At 36.1% G+C, this 21340-nt stretch carries 20 protein-coding genes; 11 read left to right on the plus strand and 9 right to left on the minus strand.

Annotated elements, in window-relative coordinates; translation table 11 throughout:
- Positions 1-218: 218 nt before the first annotated feature.
- Positions 219-1802, minus strand: coding sequence for a T9SS type A sorting domain-containing protein (locus FUA48_RS13080; protein WP_147583940.1), 1584 nt, complete (start codon positions 1800-1802; stop codon positions 219-221).
- A gap of 164 nt (positions 1803-1966) precedes the next feature.
- The gene (locus FUA48_RS13085; RefSeq protein WP_147583941.1) at positions 1967-2500 is read right to left on the minus strand and encodes a hypothetical protein; all 534 of its coding nucleotides are present in this window, start codon (positions 2498-2500) and stop codon (positions 1967-1969) included.
- Positions 2501-2663: 163 nt separating this feature from the next.
- Here FUA48_RS13085 and ychF point away from each other — a divergent pair, with 163 nt between their 5' ends.
- The 8 genes from ychF (at position 2664) to FUA48_RS13125 (ending at position 11862) form a co-directional block, all read left to right on the plus strand.
- A complete protein-coding gene (gene ychF, locus FUA48_RS13090) occupies positions 2664-3758 on the plus strand; it encodes a redox-regulated ATPase YchF (RefSeq protein ID WP_147583942.1) in 1095 nt (364 codons plus the stop codon).
- A gap of 76 nt (positions 3759-3834) precedes the next feature.
- The gene (locus FUA48_RS13095) at positions 3835-4512 is read left to right on the plus strand and encodes a hypothetical protein (protein WP_147583943.1); all 678 of its coding nucleotides are present in this window, start codon (positions 3835-3837) and stop codon (positions 4510-4512) included.
- 101 nt (positions 4513-4613) lie between these two features.
- The gene (locus FUA48_RS13100; protein ID WP_147583944.1) at positions 4614-5153 is read left to right on the plus strand and encodes an NADPH-dependent FMN reductase; all 540 of its coding nucleotides are present in this window, start codon (positions 4614-4616) and stop codon (positions 5151-5153) included.
- The gene (locus tag FUA48_RS13105) at positions 5137-5817 is read left to right on the plus strand and encodes a TIGR02117 family protein (RefSeq protein ID WP_147583945.1); all 681 of its coding nucleotides are present in this window, start codon (positions 5137-5139) and stop codon (positions 5815-5817) included. Before FUA48_RS13100 ends, FUA48_RS13105 begins: the two co-directional genes overlap by 17 nt.
- Positions 5818-5846: 29 nt before the next feature.
- Complete coding sequence (locus FUA48_RS13110; protein ID WP_147583946.1) at positions 5847-6824, plus strand: transglutaminase domain-containing protein; 978 nt, start codon at positions 5847-5849, stop codon at positions 6822-6824.
- 113 nt (positions 6825-6937) lie between these two features.
- Positions 6938-8791, plus strand: coding sequence for a DNA topoisomerase IV subunit B (locus FUA48_RS13115; RefSeq protein ID WP_147583947.1), 1854 nt, complete (start codon positions 6938-6940; stop codon positions 8789-8791).
- On the plus strand, positions 8775-9218 hold the full coding sequence (locus FUA48_RS13120) for a hypothetical protein (protein ID WP_147583948.1): 444 nt from the start codon (positions 8775-8777) through the stop codon (positions 9216-9218). Before FUA48_RS13115 ends, FUA48_RS13120 begins: the two co-directional genes overlap by 17 nt.
- A gap of 4 nt (positions 9219-9222) precedes the next feature.
- Positions 9223-11862 (plus strand): DNA gyrase/topoisomerase IV subunit A, encoded by a 2640-nt coding sequence (locus FUA48_RS13125; protein ID WP_147583949.1) that lies wholly within the window; start codon positions 9223-9225, stop codon positions 11860-11862.
- A gap of 30 nt (positions 11863-11892) precedes the next feature.
- Here FUA48_RS13125 and FUA48_RS13130 read toward each other — a convergent pair whose 3' ends face one another.
- From FUA48_RS13130 to FUA48_RS13160, 7 genes are all read right to left on the minus strand, one after another.
- Positions 11893-14211: a reprolysin-like metallopeptidase gene (locus FUA48_RS13130; protein WP_147583950.1), complete on the minus strand. Its 2319-nt coding sequence runs from the start codon at positions 14209-14211 to the stop codon at positions 11893-11895.
- A gap of 160 nt (positions 14212-14371) precedes the next feature.
- Entirely contained in the window at positions 14372-15145 is a 774-nt protein-coding gene (locus FUA48_RS13135) for a TerC family protein (RefSeq protein ID WP_147583951.1), read from the minus strand.
- Positions 15146-15149: 4 nt separating this feature from the next.
- A complete protein-coding gene (locus FUA48_RS13140; RefSeq protein ID WP_240732462.1) occupies positions 15150-15518 on the minus strand; it encodes a DNA topoisomerase IV in 369 nt (122 codons plus the stop codon).
- Position 15519: 1 nt separating this feature from the next.
- Entirely contained in the window at positions 15520-15747 is a 228-nt protein-coding gene (locus FUA48_RS13145; protein ID WP_147583953.1) for a DUF6095 family protein, read from the minus strand.
- Positions 15734-16549: an N-acetylmuramic acid 6-phosphate etherase gene (gene murQ, locus FUA48_RS13150; RefSeq protein ID WP_147583954.1), complete on the minus strand. Its 816-nt coding sequence runs from the start codon at positions 16547-16549 to the stop codon at positions 15734-15736. The genes FUA48_RS13145 and murQ overlap by 14 nt, the downstream gene beginning before the upstream one ends.
- A 24-nt stretch (positions 16550-16573) precedes the next feature.
- Complete coding sequence (locus tag FUA48_RS13155; RefSeq protein WP_147585003.1) at positions 16574-17284, minus strand: ZIP family metal transporter; 711 nt, start codon at positions 17282-17284, stop codon at positions 16574-16576.
- A gap of 7 nt (positions 17285-17291) precedes the next feature.
- Positions 17292-18023, minus strand: a complete 732-nt coding sequence (locus FUA48_RS13160; RefSeq protein WP_168196985.1) for an SAM-dependent methyltransferase — start codon at positions 18021-18023, stop codon at positions 17292-17294.
- Between the two features lie 58 nt (positions 18024-18081).
- Between FUA48_RS13160 and FUA48_RS13165 the strand changes: the two genes are divergently transcribed.
- The 3 genes from FUA48_RS13165 to FUA48_RS13175 all read left to right on the plus strand — a co-directional run bounded on the left by FUA48_RS13165 (position 18082) and on the right by FUA48_RS13175 (position 21329).
- Positions 18082-19251 (plus strand): THUMP domain-containing class I SAM-dependent RNA methyltransferase, encoded by a 1170-nt coding sequence (locus tag FUA48_RS13165; protein ID WP_147583956.1) that lies wholly within the window; start codon positions 18082-18084, stop codon positions 19249-19251.
- A gap of 17 nt (positions 19252-19268) precedes the next feature.
- Positions 19269-19502, plus strand: coding sequence for a hypothetical protein (locus tag FUA48_RS13170; RefSeq protein ID WP_147583957.1), 234 nt, complete (start codon positions 19269-19271; stop codon positions 19500-19502).
- A 582-nt stretch (positions 19503-20084) separates the two neighbouring features.
- Positions 20085-21329, plus strand: coding sequence for an HD domain-containing protein (locus FUA48_RS13175; RefSeq protein ID WP_147583958.1), 1245 nt, complete (start codon positions 20085-20087; stop codon positions 21327-21329).
- Positions 21330-21340 lie beyond the last annotated feature (11 nt).

Raw genomic sequence — 21340 nt, forward strand, 5'->3', positions numbered from 1 at the left:
TTTTTACCTTAAATTAACATTTTGGCTTTATTGTATTATTTGTTTGTTAATTTTATTAAAAAATAAAAATTATAAGAAAAATAGTATTTTTTAAATACTTATTTAGCTAAAAAAGGGTATAAAATAATGTTGAGTATTGTGAAAAAAAGCGTGTAAGACAAAAAAAGCCCTTTATGTTCTTCAAAAACATAAAGGGCAGTATATACAGATTAGCAGTTCTAAATTTTAATGAATTTGATAGAGGAGTATCCTTCAGGTTTTATAATGTATGTCCCTTTGGATAAATCGCTAATGTCAATACTTTCATTAGGCTGGATTTCAAAATCCTTTACCTTTTGGCCTAGTGTATTGTATATAGATCCTTTACTGTTTTCCTGTATACCATTAATATGTATATAGTTGGCAGATGGGTTAGGATATATGGCAACACCGGTAATATTGTTTTGTTCTACACCTAATGAGTTGGTACTCAATTTTGCCATATAGCTAAAGTTTGTAAACTCGTCAAATTCATACTCTATATTGTCAAAAAGGGTAGTGCCATAGCTTATTCCTGTAACAAAAATATCTCCGGAGTCATTTATAACAATATTATCAACCCTGCTTTCCCCACTTCCGGTTATAGTTTTTACAAGTGTAAGATTTCCTTGTGGGGTGTACTTTAAAATTAAAGCATCACTGCTAAAACCCTCTGTATTTGTTACAATTCCATTGCCCCAGTCGGTTTCCCATCTTGTTTTTCCGCTTATGTATATGTTACCCTCACTATCCGTATTAAGGTAATTTCTGTTGCCTAACTCTGCGTTCCCTGTGGTTCCGGGAACTTCTCTTACCCACTGGTATGTACCTATAGCATTAAGTTTAGCAAGGAAAAAATCAACAAAAGCGTTCCCTCCATCAGTTGTTATATCATCGAACATTAGATTGCCGGTAAGATATGAGCTGAAGTAAATTTCATTATCACTATAAGCAACAACCTGAGGTGTAGGACAGGTAATGTCTTCTACATATTTTAACCACTGGTATTCACCAGTGCTGCTATATTTTACAACATAGGTGTTGTAGGCAAAGTTCTGTCCTGATGGAGATACCGCTACACCCGCATAAGTTGCATTTATTGTTGCACAAGATCCCGCAGCATAAATATTACCACTTGGATCTACGCTAACAGAAGTGATTCTGTTTACATTGTTCTGTGTAATTGTAAACAGCTCATCACCTTCAGATGTTAGTTTTGTAATAAAGGAATTAAAAAAGTTGTCGTAAGCTATATAGATATTGTTATTACTATCAGTGGTAATACCTCTAAAGTCTGTTACAACATCCCATTCTTCGGCATTTTCCATAACAGGTTCATAATACCAAAGCAGTTCTCCGTTACTATCTAATTTTATTAGTAATAACTTTGTCTGAAAAGGTATTGGCGCGGTGATAGTAGTATTATTAATTGTTATGTTATCCTGAAATCCAAGTGCCATAATTGTGTTGTCGTCAGTATCAATTTTTAAATTAAAAATAGCACCTGTACCATTAAATGTTTTGGAGAAAATTATTTCTCCTTCTGTATCATACTTATTGTACAGAAGATTTCCCATTATTTCCGGTGAGCAAGGAGTACCGTTATTCATGAACCCAGCCATATATATGTTTCCTGAATTGTCTATGGCATTAACGTAGCCTACCATTTCCGGATTAAAACTTAATTCAAATTCAGGAGTAGTAACCCATGTAAATGTTGGTTCCTGTGCCTGAGATAATATGCTCATAAAAAGAGCAGACAGTAAAGTAATAGTATTTTTCATTGTGTCCTTTTTTTATTCAAAATTATATAACCTGTTGGCTTATAATTAAAAAAAGGATAGAGATGATGTATTAATTAGAATTTAAATGTTTTTGTCGAGAATTTGATAAGCATAAAAAATCCCCGACTATTGTGGGGATTTTTTAATAGCAATTTTTGGGTAATTTACTGTTTTACTCTTGTATACCTTTCTATGGTAATATTGTCTGACTTATCATCATATGTCTCAATAACAAGATTTCCCTGAGCATCAAAATAGCTTACAGAAATCTTGTCTTTAGTTCTATATATATAGTTATTGTTTGATGTCCTTCTCATTACACCTACATCCTTGTTAGCCGGGTTCATTATATGGTACCCGGTTTTGTCTGCTACAAGGGTATAAGTCCTGTCATCATATATATAACTTATTTTCTTACCAATTTCTGTTGGCGGAATGTAGTCTCCGGCTACAGTAGTGGTTTCTGTAACTTTAACAGGGGTAGGCTTAATGTCTTTGTTTAATGCTCTGGATTCAGCATTTTTAAGTTCGATATCCTGTACCGCTTCTGTTTTTTGGGTTTTTACAATTTTCTTAGGTTCTGTTGTACCGTCATCAACCGTGACGGTTGTTGTTTTGGTTTCCTTTGTTACGTTGGTGTTTTGTGCATTAAGCGTAAAACCTAATGTAAGCACCATCATTGTTATTAGCTTTTTCATAATCTCATAGCTTTAGGTTATTTTACAAAGTTAATAGCCAGATGTTAAATATATTTTTAGATAAACCTAAAGTATTGGTAAAACTTAGAATTAAATTGACAGCGGGCGCCCTGTTATTTAATTTCAAAAACTTATATTTGCACCCTTAAAAAATCACTTAATAATGAAAGCAGGTATTGTAGGATTGCCAAATGTTGGAAAATCGACACTTTTCAATTGTTTATCTAATGCAAAAGCACAAAGTGCAAACTTTCCGTTTTGTACTATAGAGCCTAATGTTGGTGTAGTAAACGTACCGGACCCGAGACTTCAAAAGCTTGAAGAACTTGTTAACCCGGAGCGTGTAATTCCTGCAACTGTAGAAATTGTTGATATTGCCGGTCTTGTAAAAGGAGCGAGTAAAGGTGAAGGTTTAGGAAACCAGTTTTTAGGAAACATAAGGGAGTGTAACGCTATTATCCACGTACTACGTTGTTTTGATAACGACAATATAGTTCACGTAGACGGTAGTGTAAATCCTATAAGAGATAAAGAGACTATTGATATAGAGCTTCAGCTTAAAGATCTTGAGACGGTTGAGAAACGTCTTGAAAAAGCTAAGAAAACTGCTAAAACAGGAAATAAGGAAGCTCAGGTAGAAGCAGCTTTGCTTGAAAGAATAAGAGAAGCACTTTTACAGGGTAAGTCGGCAAGAACTGTACAGCCTCAAAATCAGGATGAGGAAGAGTTAATGGAGCTTTTCCAACTTATTACTACTAAGCCGGTACTTTATGTATGTAATGTAGATGAAGGTGCTGCTGCTACAGGTAATGCCTATGTAGAGAAAGTACGTGAAATGGTAAAGGATGAAAATGCAGAGGTTATGTTCCTTGCTGTAGGTACTGAGGCTGACATTACTGAACTTGAAACTTATGAAGAGCGCCAGATGTTTCTTGAAGACCTTGGTCTAAAAGAACCGGGTGCAAGTGCATTAATTCGCTCTGCTTATAAACTTCTTACCCTACAAACTTATTTTACTGCGGGTGTAAAAGAAGTTCGTGCATGGACTATTAATATTGGTGATACCGCTCCTCAGGCAGCTGGTGTTATACACTCTGATTTTGAGAAAGGTTTTATCCGTGCAGAGGTTATTGCTTATGATGACTATGTAACCTATGGTTCTGAATCTAAAGTAAAAGAAGCCGGAAAACTAAGAGTAGAAGGTAAAGAATATATCGTTAAGGATGGTGATGTAATGCACTTTAGATTTAACGTATAATGATATAGAAAACAGAAATAAAAAAAGCCCTGCAAACCAGCAGGGCTTTTTTTATATTTGATGAAATTCAATATTGATGAAAAAAATTACATTTTTATTCTTTACTATTATATTAATTATTTCCTGCAAAGAATCTGCTATGCATGAACTGTATGGAGTTGAGTTTTATTTTAAGGATGCCCAGCCTGTTATGGATTCTGAATTAAATTCTTTTCCTTTAAAATTCAGGGGAGTGTATAAAATTACCGGTCAGGAACGTGACCTGTGTATAGCGGATAAGTATATCTATTATGAATACCCTATAAAAGGAAGTATAAATAAATCAGAACTAAGCTCTTTAAAAGATTCTGTAGTTTATAGTGATGGAAAACTTATTCTTGTCGAGAATGGTTTAAAAACGGTTTATGAGGCAAAACAGAAAGGCGATACCATTTATTTTAGCACAATGATAAGAGATACCGTTTTTGGTATTTCGGAGAATGATAAACTAAAGCATATAAAGGGAAGCCTTGTGCTTAATAAGAAAGATTCGGTTTATTGGAATGTAAGGATGTTATCCATGCAAAAGGATACTCTTATATGGAGTTATTTTTCGGACAAGGAAGATTGTAAGATGTTGAAACCGATAGTGAAAGATATTACTATTAATAAGGATACAACTAAGGTGTTTTTACAACCTACACGAAGGGAGTTTGTTAAGCTACTTTCAAAAGGAACTTTTAATAGTAATATTTATATAAGGCAAAAGGAGTGAGTGCATATAAAAGTCTTTATTTATAATAATTTTGGCATAAGTAAATAAAAAAATGTCCAATGTTTTAATAACTTTATCAATAATCAATAAAAGCCTTTATTATGAAAATACTTGCCTTTGGCGGAAGCAGCAGCAAAAATTCGATAAATAAAAAACTGGCAACCTATGCCGCAAACCTGTTTGAAGGAGGCGACGTTGAGATACTGGATCTTAACGATTATGAGCTGCCTTTATTTAGCGTGGATAAGGAGAAGGAAATAGGTAAGCCGGAACTGGCAGGGAAGTTTCTAGAAAAAATTGAGACGGCAGATATTCTTGTTATTTCTGTGGCAGAGCATAATGCGGGTATGACTGTTGCCTTTAAAAACATATATGATTGGGCTTCTCGTCAAAAGAAGGAAGTCTTTGCTAATGTACCTTTATTGCTTATGTCTACTTCACCTGGTAAAAGAGGTGGTGCAAGTTCGCTCGAAGCTGCACAAATAAGCCTTAAGTGGTATGGCGGTAATATTAAAGCTACATTCTCGTTGCCTTCCTTCGATGAAAATTTTGATGTCGAGACGGGAGAGATATCCAATAAAGAGTATGATGCTGCGTTAAAGGATATTATACGCAACTTTGACTATGAGCAAAACGCTTAAAGGTATTTTTAAAATCATTAAGAAGTTTATTATAGGATTGTTATGTTTTATAGCGGTCTACATAATTGCAACTCTTGTGTTATCCTATATTCCGGTAAACACTGATGCTGAAAAAGGAGATATTGTTGTGTATGTGAACTCTAACGGGGTGCATACCGATATTATAGTGCCTGTAAAGAATGATGTAAAAGACTGGACAGGGCAAATACTTTATAGTGAAACTAAAGCCAATGATACCTTAGCTAAGTATGTGGCTTTTGGCTGGGGAGATAAAGGTTTTTATCTTAACACCCCCAAATGGAGTGACTTAAAGGCAAGTACTGCCTTTAGGGCTGCATTTTATATGGGTACATCTGCAATGCATACAAGGTTTTACAAAACGGTAAATCAGGATGATGACTGTGTAAAGCTTACCATAACAAAAGAAGATTACAGAAAGTTGGTTGATTACATCGAGAGAAGTTTTCAATATGATGAAAACGGAGAGGTAATCTGGATAGCCAACCGCAGTTATGGGCAATATGATGCTTTTTACGAGGGGGAGGGCAAGTACAATCTTTTTTATACTTGTAACACCTGGACAAACTGTGCTCTTAAGGCTGCTAACCAAAAAGCCTGTCTTTGGACGACGTATGATAAGGCAATACTGAATAAGTATAAATAACTGGCAGGATTCTTGTTTTATTTAGGACTATGAAAAAACCTTTTTTTAGATTTACAGTGTTAATTGTTTTGTTTCTGGGCTTTTCTTTACATGCTCAGGACTTTTCTCATGTTGACTCTAAAGTAGGGGCATATCCTGATTCATTTTCTTCTCTCGATAAGTTTGCAGATAGGATAAATGCTGATTTCACCAAAGATGATGAAAAGGGCCGGGCTATATTTACCTGGGTAGCCCATCATGTAGTTTATGATATTGGCAAATATGGTGTTAACGAACGGCCTGTAGGTTTTTCTTATCGTACTGAGGCAGAAAAACTTGAAAAACTAAAGGAGCTTAATGAAGACCTTGCTAAGCGTACCTTAAAGACCCAAAAAGGGGTTTGTCAGGGGTATTGTGCCTTGTTTGTGGCTATAGCCGAAAGGACAGGGCTTGAAGCGGTAATAATACCGGGAACATCCAAGTCGCATATAGCACATATAGGTGATGGACCGGGCGCAAAAGACCATGCCTGGAATGCCGTAAAAATTAACGGTGAATGGAAACTTTTAGACTTAACATGGGGAGCGGGAACAGCTACAGGCAGCCCACTTAGGTTTGAGTATAATTTTAACGACAGCTACTTTTTTACGAATCCTGATATATTCTTTTTAAACCATTTTCCCGATGAAAAGAAATGGCTTTTAACCGATAAAACCGAAAATGATTTTGCAGGACTGCCACTGTATTTTGGTAATTATCATAAAGGGAAATATGAATTGCTCAGCCCACAACAGGGAATGATTACCGACAGAAGAGCTAATACCCTGCTGTTTAAAATTAGGAATATAAAACCACAGGATACTGTTGTATATGCTTTTAGCAAGAGTAAACAGTTTAAGTTGGTAAAGCCTGTTTTTAATGACAATATTGCCGAATTTAAAGTTCCGCTTGAGGCAGGCTCAAACGGTTATTTAATGCTGTATATTAATGAAAAATCGGTATTGGCATACCGCATAAACAGGGGATAACAGTTAAAAAACAAATAATGCACGAAAAGTTATTAGTCTCTTAATAAGTTTCTTTCGTACCACTTTCATTTTACCCTTATATATAATATATTAGCAGAAAATCCATAAATTTTATGCTGGAGCAGAATCAGTACACCGAAGACAACATTCGCTCATTAGACTGGAAGGAACATATCCGTATGCGTCCCGGTATGTATATTGGTAAGCTTGGAGATGGCTCTTCACCTGATGACGGTATCTACATCCTACTTAAGGAGGTTATAGACAACTGTATAGATGAGTTTGTTATGGGAACCGGAAAAACCATTGAGGTTACCGTAAAAGACAAGACCGTGAGTGTTCGCGACTACGGTCGTGGTATTCCTTTGGGTAAAGTGGTAGACGTAGTGTCTAAAATGAATACCGGTGGTAAGTACGACTCAAAAGCATTTAAAAAATCGGTAGGTCTAAATGGTGTGGGTACTAAGGCGGTAAATGCGCTATCCAGCTATTTTAGGGTAGAGTCAGTAAGGGATAACCAGATTAAGGCTGCCGAATTCTCTGCAGGTGAACTTACCCTGGAGGAAGACCTTGCAGAAACTACTAAACGAAAAGGTACTAAAGTAACCTTTTTGGCCGATGATACAATTTTTAAAAACTACAAGTATCGTAACGAGTACATTGTAAAAATGCTTAAGAATTATTGTTACCTGAATACAGGGCTTACAATAATTTACAATGGTGAGAAATATTACTCTGATGAAGGGCTTAAAGACCTTCTTGGAGAAACAATAAACGAAGACGACAGGATCTATCCTATAATCCATCTTAAGGATGATGATATAGAGATAGCCATGACGCACAGTAAAACCCAATACAGTGAAGAGTATTATTCATTTGTAAACGGACAGAACACTACACAGGGTGGTACACACCTTGGGGCTTTCCGTGAGGCTATAGTGCGTACTATAAAAGAGTTTTACAACAAGAACTTTGAAGCGGCCGATATTCGTAAATCTATTGTTAGCGCGATAAGCGTTAAGGTAGAGGAGCCCGTATTTGAATCGCAGACCAAAACCAAACTGGGTTCTACCGATATGGGGCCTAATCAGCCTACGGTGCGTACTTTTGTAAACGACTTTATTAAAACAAAGCTGGATAACTTCCTGCACCGTAACCCGGATGTGGCAGAAGCCCTGCTTAGAAAAATATTACAGGCAGAACGCGAGCGTAAGGAACTTTCGGGTATTCGTAAATTAGCAAGGGACAGGGCTAAAAAAGCCAGTTTGCATAATAAAAAGCTACGCGACTGCAGGGTGCATCTTACCGATGCCAAAAACCCGCGAAGCCTTGAGAGTACCTTATTTATTACAGAGGGAGACTCGGCTTCGGGATCTATTACAAAATCAAGGGATGTAAATACACAGGCGGTTTTCAGTTTAAGGGGTAAGCCTCTTAACTCATATGGCATGACCAAGAAGATCGTATATGAGAACGAGGAGTTTAACCTTTTACAGGCTGCTCTTGATATTGAGGAGGATATGGAAAACCTGCGTTACAACAACATTGTAATTGCAACAGATGCCGATGTTGACGGTATGCACATACGCCTGCTGTTAATTACGTTCTTCCTTCAGTTCTTCCCTGAGCTTATAAAGGAAAACCATTTGTATATATTACAAACCCCTTTATTCCGTGTAAGGAACAAAAAGGAAACGATATACTGCTATTCAGACGAAGAACGACGTAATGCTATTGAAAAACTGAAAGGTAAACCTGAAATAACACGATTCAAAGGACTTGGAGAGATTTCACCTGATGAGTTTCAGCATTTCATAGGGCAGGACATCAGGCTGGACCCTGTACTTATGGATAAAGCTACCTCTGTAGAAACCTTACTGGAATTCTATATGGGTAAAAACACACCGGATAGGCAGGAGTTTATTATCAATAACCTTAAAGTTGAACTTGATGTGGTGGATAAATAGGAATAAAACCCCTTTTTTAAAAGCAAGTAAAATAGAGGTAATATCATATCCGATGAGATTTAAGTGGCATGAGAAAGGAGGTATAATAGAGAAAGGTGAATTACTTCTTGATTCTTCACATTTTATAGACAGGGTTATTTTAAATGCTGAATTAACAGAAAAACTCTATCATTTTTTATTTGTAGAGGAATCAGACCCTGAAGGTTACAGTTGGATGTGTTTTTTACCGCGACATCTTATTTTGTTTTACGATACTAAAGAGAAGATTATAGCCTTTCTTGAAGTTTGCTTATCATGTGCGACTTCTGCTGAAAGTGAAGGGTTTAAATACAATATTTTTTTTACGGATAGGATTGATAAGTTAGCAGATATTTTTAAAGAAGCCGGAATAACATATTTTGGCGAAAATGAAGACTTAAGGCAGTAAATACATGGACGAAGAAAATTTAGAGCCTATAGAAGGCGAACATTTTTACGAAAAGTCGGATAATCCGGAGTCTCAGGATACCATTACCAAGGTAACGGGTATGTACAAAGACTGGTTCCTGGATTATGCTTCCTATGTTATCCTGGAACGTGCAGTACCAGCCATTGAAGATGGTTTTAAACCGGTACAACGAAGGATAATGCATTCCCTTAAAGAACTGGACGATGGCCGTTACAACAAGGTGGCTAACGTGGTAGGACATACCATGCAGTATCACCCTCACGGTGATGCCAGTATTGGTGATGCCATGGTGCAGATAGGGCAAAAGGACCTGCTTATAGATACTCAGGGTAACTGGGGTAATATCCTTACAGGCGATGGTGCTGCTGCACCCCGTTATATTGAGGCACGTCTTTCAAAATTTGCCTTAGAGGTATTGTACAGCCCTAAAATTACCACATGGCAGGCATCGTATGACGGACGTAAAAATGAACCGGTAAACCTTCCGGTTAAGTTTCCGCTTTTGCTTGCACAGGGAGCAGAGGGTATTGCGGTAGGTTTATCTACCAAGGTACTTCCGCATAACTTTATCGAGCTTATAGATGCTTCCATAAAAATATTAAAGAACAAACCGTTTACAATTTATCCTGACTTTCCTACGGGTGGTGTAGCCGATATTTCGAACTACAACGACGGTATGAGGGGCGGCCGTGTAAGGGTACGTGCCAAAATATCGCAACTGGATAAAAGTACACTGGTAATTACCCAAATTCCATTTACTACTAATACGTCTTCTTTGATAGACAGTATTTTGAAAGCGAATGAAAAGGGTAAAATCAAAATACGTAAGATAGAGGATAACACAGCAGCAGATGTAGAAATACTTATACACCTGCCTGCCGGAGTATCTCCTGATAAAACCATAGATGCATTATTTGCCTTTACCGCCTGTGAAACTTCTATAGCGCCGCTTGGCTGTGTTATTGAAGACCACAAACCACTGTTTATAGGCGTAAGCAACATGCTTAAGATTTCTACACACCGTACGGTGGATATGCTTAAGCGAGAACTTGAGATTCAGCTAGACGAGTTGGAAGAGCAATGGCATTTCCAGTCGCTTGAGCGTATATTTATAGAAAACAGGATTTACCGTCTTATTGAGGAAGAGGAAACCTGGGAAGGTGTAATTAAGGCTATTGATGAAGGTTTAAAGCCTTTTACCAAACACCTTAAACGTGCCGTTACCGAAGAAGATATTGTGAGGCTTACCGAAATACGTATTAAACGTATCTCTAAGTTTGACATAGACAAGGCTCAGGAAAAGATTGAAGCCTTAGAAGGTGAGATAGAACAGGTAAAACACCATTTAGATCATATAATTGAATTTGCTATAAATTATTTCCAAAGCCTTAAGGATAAATATGGCAAAGGCAGGGAGCGTAAAACAGAACTGAGAAGCTTTGATAATATTGAAGCTACCAAAGTGGTTTTACGTAATACCAAGTTATATGTAAATCGTGAAGAAGGATTTATAGGTACCGGACTTAAGAAGGACGAATATGTTGCTGATTGTTCGGATATTGATGATGTAATTGTTTTCCTTCGTGATGGTAACATGATGATTACAAAAGTAGATGTTAAGACCTTTGTGGGTAAAGACATTATTTATGTAGCGGTATTTAACAAGAACGATAAGCGCACCATATACAATATGATTTACCGAGATGGTAAGTCGGGGCCATCATATGTTAAGCGTTTTAATGTTACCAGTATTACCAGGGATAAAGCCTATGATTTAACTCAGGGAACTAAAGGATCGCAGATACTGTATTTTTCAGGAAACCCTAACGGAGAGGCAGAAGTGGTTACCATATTATTAAGGCAGGTAGGAAGCATTAAAAAGCTGAAACTTGATCTTGACTTTGCTACACTAGCCATAAAAGGAAGGGCATCCAGAGGAAATACGGTTACCAAATATCCTATTAAGAGAATTGAGCTTAAGGAGAAAGGTATTTCAACCCTTAAACCAAGAAGGATTTGGTTTGATGATACCGTGCAGCGTCTTAATGTAGACGGAAGGGGAGAGTTGCTTGGTGAATTCAGGCCAAATGACAGGCTGCTTATCATTAATCAGTCAGGTAAGCTAAAAACCATTGTTCCTGAACTTTCCACTCACTTTGAGGAAGGAATGATAGTACTTGAAAAATGGATTCCTAAAAAGCCGATTTCCGCTATTTATTATGATGGCGAAAAATCACGCTACTATGTGAAACGTTTTTTGGTAGAGAACGAAAACAAAGAAGAAATATTTATAACTGAACATCCTAATTCGCAACTGGAAATAGTATCTACTGATTACAGGCCGGTTGCAGAGGTTATATTCTCCAAAGTAAAAGGAGTGCAGAAAGATAACATTGAAGTAAATCTTGAGGACTTTATAGCTGTAAAAGGTATAAAAGCCTTAGGTAATCAGTTAACGGCAGATAAGGTAAAGCAAATCAATCTGTTGGAATCATTGCCTTATGAAGAGCCTGAAGAGGAAATTGCCGAGGAAATGGAAGTGAAGGATGAAGTAGATCTTACTGATGAAAGCAATACCATAACACTTGATGATGACGGACAGATAACGTTATCACTCGATTAAAAAAAAAAGCAGCCATCAGGCTGCTTTTTTTTATCTTTCTATAAATATCTTTCGTATTGTTTTTTGTGAAGTTTCTAAATCTGTAATTTCAAGTATATAGGTTCCCTGAGATAAACTCCTCACATCAAACTTATCCTGGTTAAATTGTTGTGTTACTGTACGCCCTGCTACATCATATAGTTTAGCATCAAAATTAACAGGAGTAGTAAACTCAATAATAAAATAGTCTTTACTTGGGTTAGGGTAGATGTTTACCAAAGAATCTAAAGGTGCTTTCTCTACAGATAAAGTGGATTGAATTTTAAAATCAACAGTATTAATATCAAAATAGATACTATTATTTGCGGCCACTCTTATCCTTGCATTCTCAATATTAATATCAGGTAATACTACTGTTGCACTACCATTATTAGGAGTACTACTTAAAAGGGTAACAGGGTAGGTATAACCTCCGTCATCAGAAAGGGTAATTGACACATCCTGTGTGTTAACGGGGGCTACATCTGTACCGTTTACATCCCATGTTATTATCTGGGTTGATCCTCCGGCATAAACTATACCATCAGTATTTTGACTTGTCACCTGAAAAGGTCCTGCATCTGCAACTATAATTCTTATATCATCAGAATTGATACCGCTGGCATTAATCATTTGCCCGTTATATTCCATTTTATGGTTGTCGTTAACTGTAACCCTTATATCCATATTGCGTGGATGTGTAGGTAACTGTTCCTGAGCATTACTGTTATTATTAGCTATTACATCACTGATTTTTGGAAATGTTCTTGAAGGAATCGGACCGGGAGTTAAGCGCATGAATAAAGCCCCTTTTGTATCGTCCGGCACTGGTATAAATTGTTGTGGGGCAGGATTAAAGTTATCCCATACATAAGTTAAATTATCATTAGGATCGGGATCTTCAGCTATTGCGGTTATTGCAAAAGGAGTACTTATAGGGATTACAACATCAGGGCCAACATTTATTGTTGGTATGGTGTTACCTGTGGGGATTTGAGTACCTACAGACGGAATTGTTAATAAAAACTGAGCGAGTTGATGATATGATACTCCGTGAGCATAACCATAATCATTTCCCCCCTGAATTGTCCAGTTGCCATTTTCGGGCTCATAGTTATTACTTTCATTATTTATAGTATGTGCCTGACTAAACTGGTGACCAATTTCATGCCTGCATACAGAAATATTTAAATCTCCTGATATCGCACGTTTAAAGTCAGCAGCACATCCGCCTCCCTGATATGGAAAAGTTGCAATAACATGGCTTAAATCATAATTTTCGGCACCTATAATTTCATCAATTATACTTTGCTGATTGTTAAGTATTACTTCAACATCAGTACATCCAGCAGCACCATCAGGTATTGTTTCCCAAGGATCGGTTTCTGAGTTTTCAAAAATCAAAAGATCATTATTAGGTATAAGTTCAAATCTCATACAATACTCTCTACCATAAATTTCATTAATAGTATCAAGCCATTCATCAATTAACTGGCTAGTGTTGTTTACTCCTCCATTATTTTCGGTAAACTCTCCAATTGTAGAAACTGCCATTCTGAATATTCTTAGATTATCACCACGAGGAATATTAGTATTAAAGTAAGGTGAAGTACAGTATGGATTTAATGTTTCGGGATAAAAAATCTGAAATTCGTAAGAGGTTGTTTCACTTTCCGTTATTTCAAAGCCGAACAAGTTAGCAACCTGATTCATTGAATATTGTTCAATTTCCCCAATATAAAGACCTGGATTTCCTGCTAATAATAGAGAGCCTCCATTAGCTACAAAACTCTCTAGTACTTCTAATTCAGCAGTTGAATAAAGTTCGAGTTCATTCCAGTCGTTAGCTAAAATTAATATATCAGTATTTAAAAGGGCAGAGGTTGTTATGTTACCTGTGAACGTATTAAATATGTAATTATTTTCAGAAAAGCTGTTTTGAAGTATTGTAGTGTTATTATTACCAATAAATTCTTCTTTAAGAGTAACTCTGCCTGTACCTGGATTGAGCCAGTCTATTACATTAATTAAAAACTGCAGGTTATCACCCAGAACAATATTGTTATCTAAAAACAAATATTCGTCACCAATAGCTATAACTTTTCCGTTTTCGTATTGAGTAGTTACTGAAAAATGAGTAGCAACTTCCTCACATGAATCAAAATTAATGAGCGGTATGACACTTGTTTCATCATCTATTAAAAATGAACCTGATATGTATATGTAATTAACAGATTCAACATTAGTAAATATTTCATCAAATTCCTGAGAAAATCCTTTTTGACAACAGACTATACATAGTATAACTGTAATTATTTTATTTTTCAGCATAGTTATGGTTTGTTTGACTATTAGTTAATTGTTTGTTAAAAATATAAAAATGTTTTTAACTAATAGTGAAATATTTTGCTGTAAATCAAATAATTATGATTTTTATAAAAAAAAGCCGTCATTGTGACAGCTTTTATAATTAAGAGGATAAATAATTTTATTATTCTTTTTTCTTCCTCATTTTCATATTAAGGAATTCTACACAAACCGAAAAGGCGATAGCAAAATATAGATACCCTTTAGGTATGGCACCAACATGTTCTCCTGCCAATTGTGCATGAGAAAGGTGCATACTTTCTGTAATTAGCATAAACCCGATAAGGATAAGGAATGCAAGCCCCAGTATTTGTATTGATGGATTTGCGTTAACAAAGTTTCCTACCGGAACCGCAAACAACATCATGACACCTACAGATATTACAACTGCTGTAATCATTATTATTAATGCACCTTCAACTCCGTTAGTCATACCTACAGCGGTAAGAATCGAATCAACCGAGAAAATAATATCAATCATTAATATTTGAATAATAACATTAGTGAATGATTTTTTTGCAGCACTGCCAAGGCTTTTTTCCTCTTCGCCTTTATGGTCTACTTTTTCGTGAATTTCTTTTGTACTCTTATATATAAGGAATAAACCACCAACTAACAGCACTAAAGCCTGCCCGGTAACATCGGCACTAAACCATCCGAAGTCAAAGCTGAAAACCGGTTTTTTCATAGCTATAAGAAGCGTAACACCAAACAAAAGGGCAATACGCATAAACATAGCCAGGAATAAACCCAAACGGGTAGCTTTTTTTCTTTCTTGTTCCGGTAGTTTTCCTGTTACAATAGATATGAAAATGATATTGTCTATACCTAATACTATTTCAAGAAATGTAAGGGTTAATAATGCAATCCACGCATTTGGATTTAAAAATACTTCCATAGGTTTAGTTAAGTTTTGTTACGGTTCCTTTTTGTTTATTGGTATCTCCCACAAAAGAATATTCAAAAGTATAAGAATCGCCTTTTGTAGTTAGTATTTTCATATGCACGGCCTTTTTTTCCTGCATATTTTTAGGGTTCATTTTCTGTACGATGTACTCACAGTCGTTTATCCATCGGATGGAAGAAGTATCACTCTTACCTTCGTAAGTGTCAATCTCTAATTCTTCGGTTCTTTCAAATATAGTTGTGTGTGTTTTACCATCTATTTCCTGTTCAAATTTAAATTTGCCGGTTTTAAAGTCGCTACAGTTACGCTCCTGTTGGTAGCAGGATATAAAAGTAAAAGGTAATGACAGTAATAGAAATCTCATTTTATTTTTCATTTTCAAAAAGACTTTTCATGATGGTTTTAAGGCCTAAAAACATTAATATCATGGCGCCAATACAGGTAATTATCCCTAATCCCAGTACAGGAATAAAGAAGGGGTGTCCCTGATTTTTGAACGAACTGTGTATTACTACAGGCCCTAAAAAAAACATGGGTAATGCCCAGCCTAAATAAGTTAATCCCTTTACCAGTATTTTTTTATTTGTTGCCATAATGCTCTATCGCTTTTCTTACGTTTTTATGTTCCTGCAGCAGGCTTTCAGCTTCTTCTCGAGGAATATTAAGTTCATCCATAATCATACGTACACCCCGGTCTACAAGCTTATGGTTACTTAGCTGCATGTCTACCATTTTATTACCCTTAACACGGCCTAACTGAATCATCACGGCAGTAGATATCATGTTTAATACCAGTTTTTGTGCAGTGCCTGCTTTCATTCGGGAACTTCCGGTTACAAACTCAGGGCCTACTACAACTTCAACAGGTAATTGTGCTGTTTGCGATAAAGGGCTACCTTCATTGCAGGTAATACATCCGGTAAGGATCTTGTTTTTATTACACATTTCAAGTCCGCCAATAACATAAGGGGTAGTGCCCGATGCAGCTATACCTACTACGGTATCTTTGTCGTTAATGTTATATTCAGATAAATCTTTCCAGGCCTGTTCGCGGTCATCTTCGGCAAATTCAACTGCTTTTCTTATGGCAGTATCACCTCCGGCAATAAGGCCTATAACCCAGTCGAAAGGAACACCAAAAGTAGGAGGACATTCCGATGCATCAACAATACCAAGCCTTCCGCTGGTACCTGCGCCAATATAGAACAGGCGACCGCCATCTTTCATTCGAGGAATAATCTGCTGTACCAAAGCCTCAATTTGAGGTAATGCTTTTTCTACAGCCAGAGGTACGGTTTTATCTTCGTTATTGATGTTTTGAAGCAACTGAATTACCGACATCTTTTCAAGATGTTCATATTTTGAACTTTGCTCCGTAGTTTTTGTAAAAGACATGAATTACTGTGTTTTCAGGTAAATTTACATAAAATAAGCCATTATAACTCCCAGTATAATTACTAAAAGTTTGGCAAGGTTAAACTTGTGCCCTTCGTTACTTTCAAAAATAATGGTAGATGAAATATGGAAAAGTATACCTATTACAACTGCCGATATTTCGGTAAAGTAATGTTCTATAAAATGTAATTGTTCTGAAAGAAGTGTACCAAGTGGTGTCATTAAAGCAAATACCACCATAAACAGCATAACAATTGTTTTGTTAAGTCCGCTGTTCATAAAGAAAGCCGTCAATATAATAGCGATAGGGAAATGGTGAATGGCAATTCCCCAAGCCATATCATTATGATGGCTAACAGGCATACCTTCTAATAATGCGTGAATACAAAGGCTTATAAATAATAACCATGGCATTTTTTGATGGTCGTGGTCGTGACCGCCATGTACATGTCCGTGTTCTGCACCTTTAGAGAAATATTCAAGTATTATCTGGAAAACAATACCTGCCATAATGAATAGTCCTATGGGACTATTGTGATGCTCATGGTCGTGCCCGTGATGTGCATGCAAACTGCCCTCATAAACTTCGGGAAGCAGGTGCATAACCGTAAGCGATAAAAGAAAAGAACCACTAAAAGCTAATAACAGCTTAAGATTTTTACGGTTACTTGGCTTTAATATCAAAGCCATGGCATAACCTAAAATTACCGATAGTAATGGCAATAAATAATATATCATAGGGTTATTTAAAGATCATAATTAAACGTTCAGAATCATTTTTGAAAAACTTATGCAGTTTGTAATCGCCAAAAATGTCAAGCAGGTAAATGCCGGCTTCTTCCATCATGGTTTCAAAATCTTCAAGAGTAAGGGCTTTTACTTTTTCAGTGTAATGAAAATGCTGCCCTTTATCTTCAAAATCTATTTCCTTTATAATATGATTGTCTTCCACATATCGTTTAATGTGAAAATTTATACCGTCCACAGTTTTTGTTTCCTGAGGTACTAAATTAGCAATTACTTTATGAGTATTCATAAAGTCTATAACTGCAAAACCATATTCGGTAAGGCTGTTGTGTATTGCTTTTAGTGTGGTTAGGTTATCGTCATCGTTTTCAAAATAACCAAAACTGGTAAACAGGTTGAATATGGCATCAAACTTCTCTTCAAAAGGTTCACGCATGTCATGAACCTTAAAATGAAGTTTCTCATTACTGTGTTTTGATGCTATCGCAATACTGTTTTCTGACAAATCGGCACCCGTTACATCATAACCTAACTGATTAAGGTATATGGAATGACGTCCTTTTCCGCAGGCCAAATCAAGTATTTTAGCGTTTTCGGGCAGGTTTAAATAGTGTGTAATATTATCCATAAAGAGTTGAGCCTCTTCATAGTCACGGTCTTTATAAAGTATGTGGTAATAGGGTGTATCGAACCAGGATGCAAACCAGTTATTTGTTTCTTTTTGCATATTCATTAAATGTACCCGCAAATTTAGTTTATTTTTGCCAAGAATTTGAGACGGGATTATGGAAAATAATTATATAATGATTGCCAAAACCTTTTTTGGTTTTGAAGAGATACTAGCAAAAGAACTACTTATGCTTGGTGCACAAAATGTTGAACCGGGTGTAAGGATGGTAAGCTTTAAGGGAGATAAAGGGTTTATGTACAAGGCAAACCTTGCATTACGCACTGCTTTAAAGATTCTTAAGCCTATTAAACAGTTTAAGGCATATAACGACCAAAGCCTTTATAAAGGTATCCAATCTATAGACTGGGATAATTATTTAGGTGTTAACGACACTTTTGTTGTAGATGTTACCACTAATTCTGATTATTTTAATCATTCTCAGTTTGTGGCGCTAAAAACCAAAGATGCCATTGTAGACCAGTTTAGGGATAAATTTGGTAAAAGGCCGGATATTGATAAAGATTTTCCTGATTTAAGAATTAATATACATATTCAAAAAGATCAGTGTTCTGTAGCGTTAGATACTTCGGGAGCATCGTTGCACCACAGAGGTTACAGGACAGCGACTAATATTGCTCCTATAAATGAGGTATTAGCAGCGGGTATGTTATTATTGTCAGGCTGGGACGGTCAGGGAGATTTCCTGGACCCGATGTGTGGTAGTGGTACTATACTTGCAGAAGCAGCTATGATAGCCTGTAATATTCCGGCAAACATAAACCGTAAGGAATTTGCTTTTGAAAAATGGAATGACTGGGATAACGACCTTTTTGATACCATAATGGATTCCCTGATGAAAAAGACAAAAGAGTTTCATTATACCATTAAAGGATATGATAAGGCTCCGTCTGCAGTTATGAAAGCAAAAGATAATATCAGGAATGCAAACCTTGATGAATATGTAACCATTTCTCAGGAAAACTTTTTTGATACCCAAAAACAAAGCAAAGGCCCTTTACATATGGTGTTTAACCCGCCTTATGGTGAAAGGCTTGATATAGATTTAGAGCGTTTTTACAGGGAGATAGGAGACACCCTTAAACAGAGTTACCCTAATACAAATGCCTGGTTTATAACGGCAAACCTTGAAGCACTTAAGTTTGTGGGGCTAAAGCCTTCACGTAAAATAAAACTGTTTAACGGTAAGCTGGAAGCAAGACTGGTGAAGTATGAAATGTATGAGGGAAGCAAGCGTACCAAATTTCAAAATAGAGATAATCAGTAACCTGAAATAATACAATTATGAGCAAAAAGACCAAGTCATTTTTATACAACTTTATAGGTTTTGCCTTTTTTTACATAGTAGCTTATTTTCTAATAATCACTTTTACTCATTTAACGGGTTATTGGATACCTATTACATCGGCTGTGATTTCAACAATATTATCACCAAAATTTCAGGTTGCCCGCTTTCAGGGAGAGGAAAAGATATTTATGAAATGGCTTTTTGTAAAAGGCATTAAGGAGGTTAAATAAACTCTCTTCTTGATTTATTTCTCTTTTTAAGAATAAAAATAAAACAAGAGATACAAGTGGCGATGAATAAAAATACAATTCCTGCTGATAAGGTACCTAGCCATAAGCTAACATTGTCGTAACCGTAAAACAGAGTCTTTGTGATTGTTTCTGACAGTAACAAAAAAATTACAGACAATGCTATAAATAAAAGGAAGTGGTAAAGGATTATCTTTATCATTTTCAAGTGATATTAACGGCGTCTAATATAATCAAAAAAGGCCTGTAAATTTTGTTTACAGACCTTTTCCTTCAATAACCTAAGTAACAAAAAATAACGTTATTATTGTTTTCTTCAGGTGGTTGAAGACTTTTTGTTAATAACCTTTTAGGTTGAGTTGGAGTGTTTTCGCATTTCTTTAATTAAACAGTATAAATTTAAAAATTTCGAATCTAAACTTTTGGATTTACAAGGATATTAACCAATGTTTAACACACTTTATTAATTTGCGTTAATTCCGCTCATTTAAGTGTTAAAAAAACACGCGAACCTTCTTTTAGCCAAGGGCATAAATTGTATATTTGTTTAAAATTTCCCGATTAGTGAATAACATCAATAAACTTAAAATATTTAACGATCCTATCTACGGATTTGTATCCATTACCAACCCGCTTATTTACGACCTTATACAGCATCCTTATTTTCAGCGATTAAGGCGTATTTCTCAAATGGGAATGTCTTATCTTGTTTATCCGGGAGCTCACCATACACGTTTTCATCATGCTTTAGGCTGCATGCACATTATGCAGAAAACCATTCAGGTATTACGTTTTAAGGGAGTTGAAATATCCGATCAGGAAGAGAATGCACTTTACATAGCCATTTTACTGCATGATATTGGTCATGGTCCGTTTTCTCATGCTATGGAGCATAGTATAGTGGAGGACGTTAACCATGAGTCCATCTCGTTACTGTTTATGGATAAGCTTAACCGTGAGTTTAATGGTCAGCTTGATTTAGCCATAAAAATATTCAGGGGAGAGTACCACAGGAAATTTATGCTGCACCTTATTTCAAGTCAGCTGGATATGGACAGGATGGATTACCTAAAAAGGGATAGTTTTTATTCGGGTGTTGCCGAAGGAAATATAAATTCTGAAAGGCTTATACAAATGCTTGATGTGGAAGATGATAAGCTTGTGATTGAGGAGAAAGGTATTTATTCGGTTGAGAAATTCCTTGTGGCCCGCAGGCTAATGTACTGGCAGGCCTATTTACATAAAACAAGCTTAGCGGCTGAATTGGTATTGACCAAAATATTAAAGAGAGCAAAAGAACTTACGCAACAAGGCAGGGTACTACATGCCAGTAAACCTCTACAGTTCTTCCTTCAGAATAAAATTACTCTGGAAGATTTTAATGACGATGTACTTTATACATTTTCATTACTGGATGATTTTGATGTTATCTCGGCTATTAAAGAGTGGCAGTTTGATGATGACTTTGTATTGAGTCAGCTATGCAGGATGACTATTAACCGCGACTTACCAAAAATAAGGCTTCAGGCAGAAAAGGTAAGTAAAGAAGAGGTTATAGAATTAAGAGAGAAATTTAAAAAAGATTATAACCTTTCTGAAAAAGAAGCTGAGTACTTTGTATTTAAAGGTAAAATAAAAAATCAGGCTTACAACAAAACCGGAGAGCCTATACATATATTAAAAAAAGACAGAAGTGTGGAAGACGTGGTTGAAGCATCGGATCAGCTGAATCTGAAGGCTTTATCTAAACCCGTAACCAAGTACTACCTGTGCTTTCCAAAAGTGCTTTTGGAAAAAGCAGTGATTTAATTAAATTTTAT

The organism is Flavobacterium alkalisoli (assembly GCF_008000935.1).
GTDB classification, from domain to species: domain Bacteria; phylum Bacteroidota; class Bacteroidia; order Flavobacteriales; family Flavobacteriaceae; genus Flavobacterium; species Flavobacterium alkalisoli.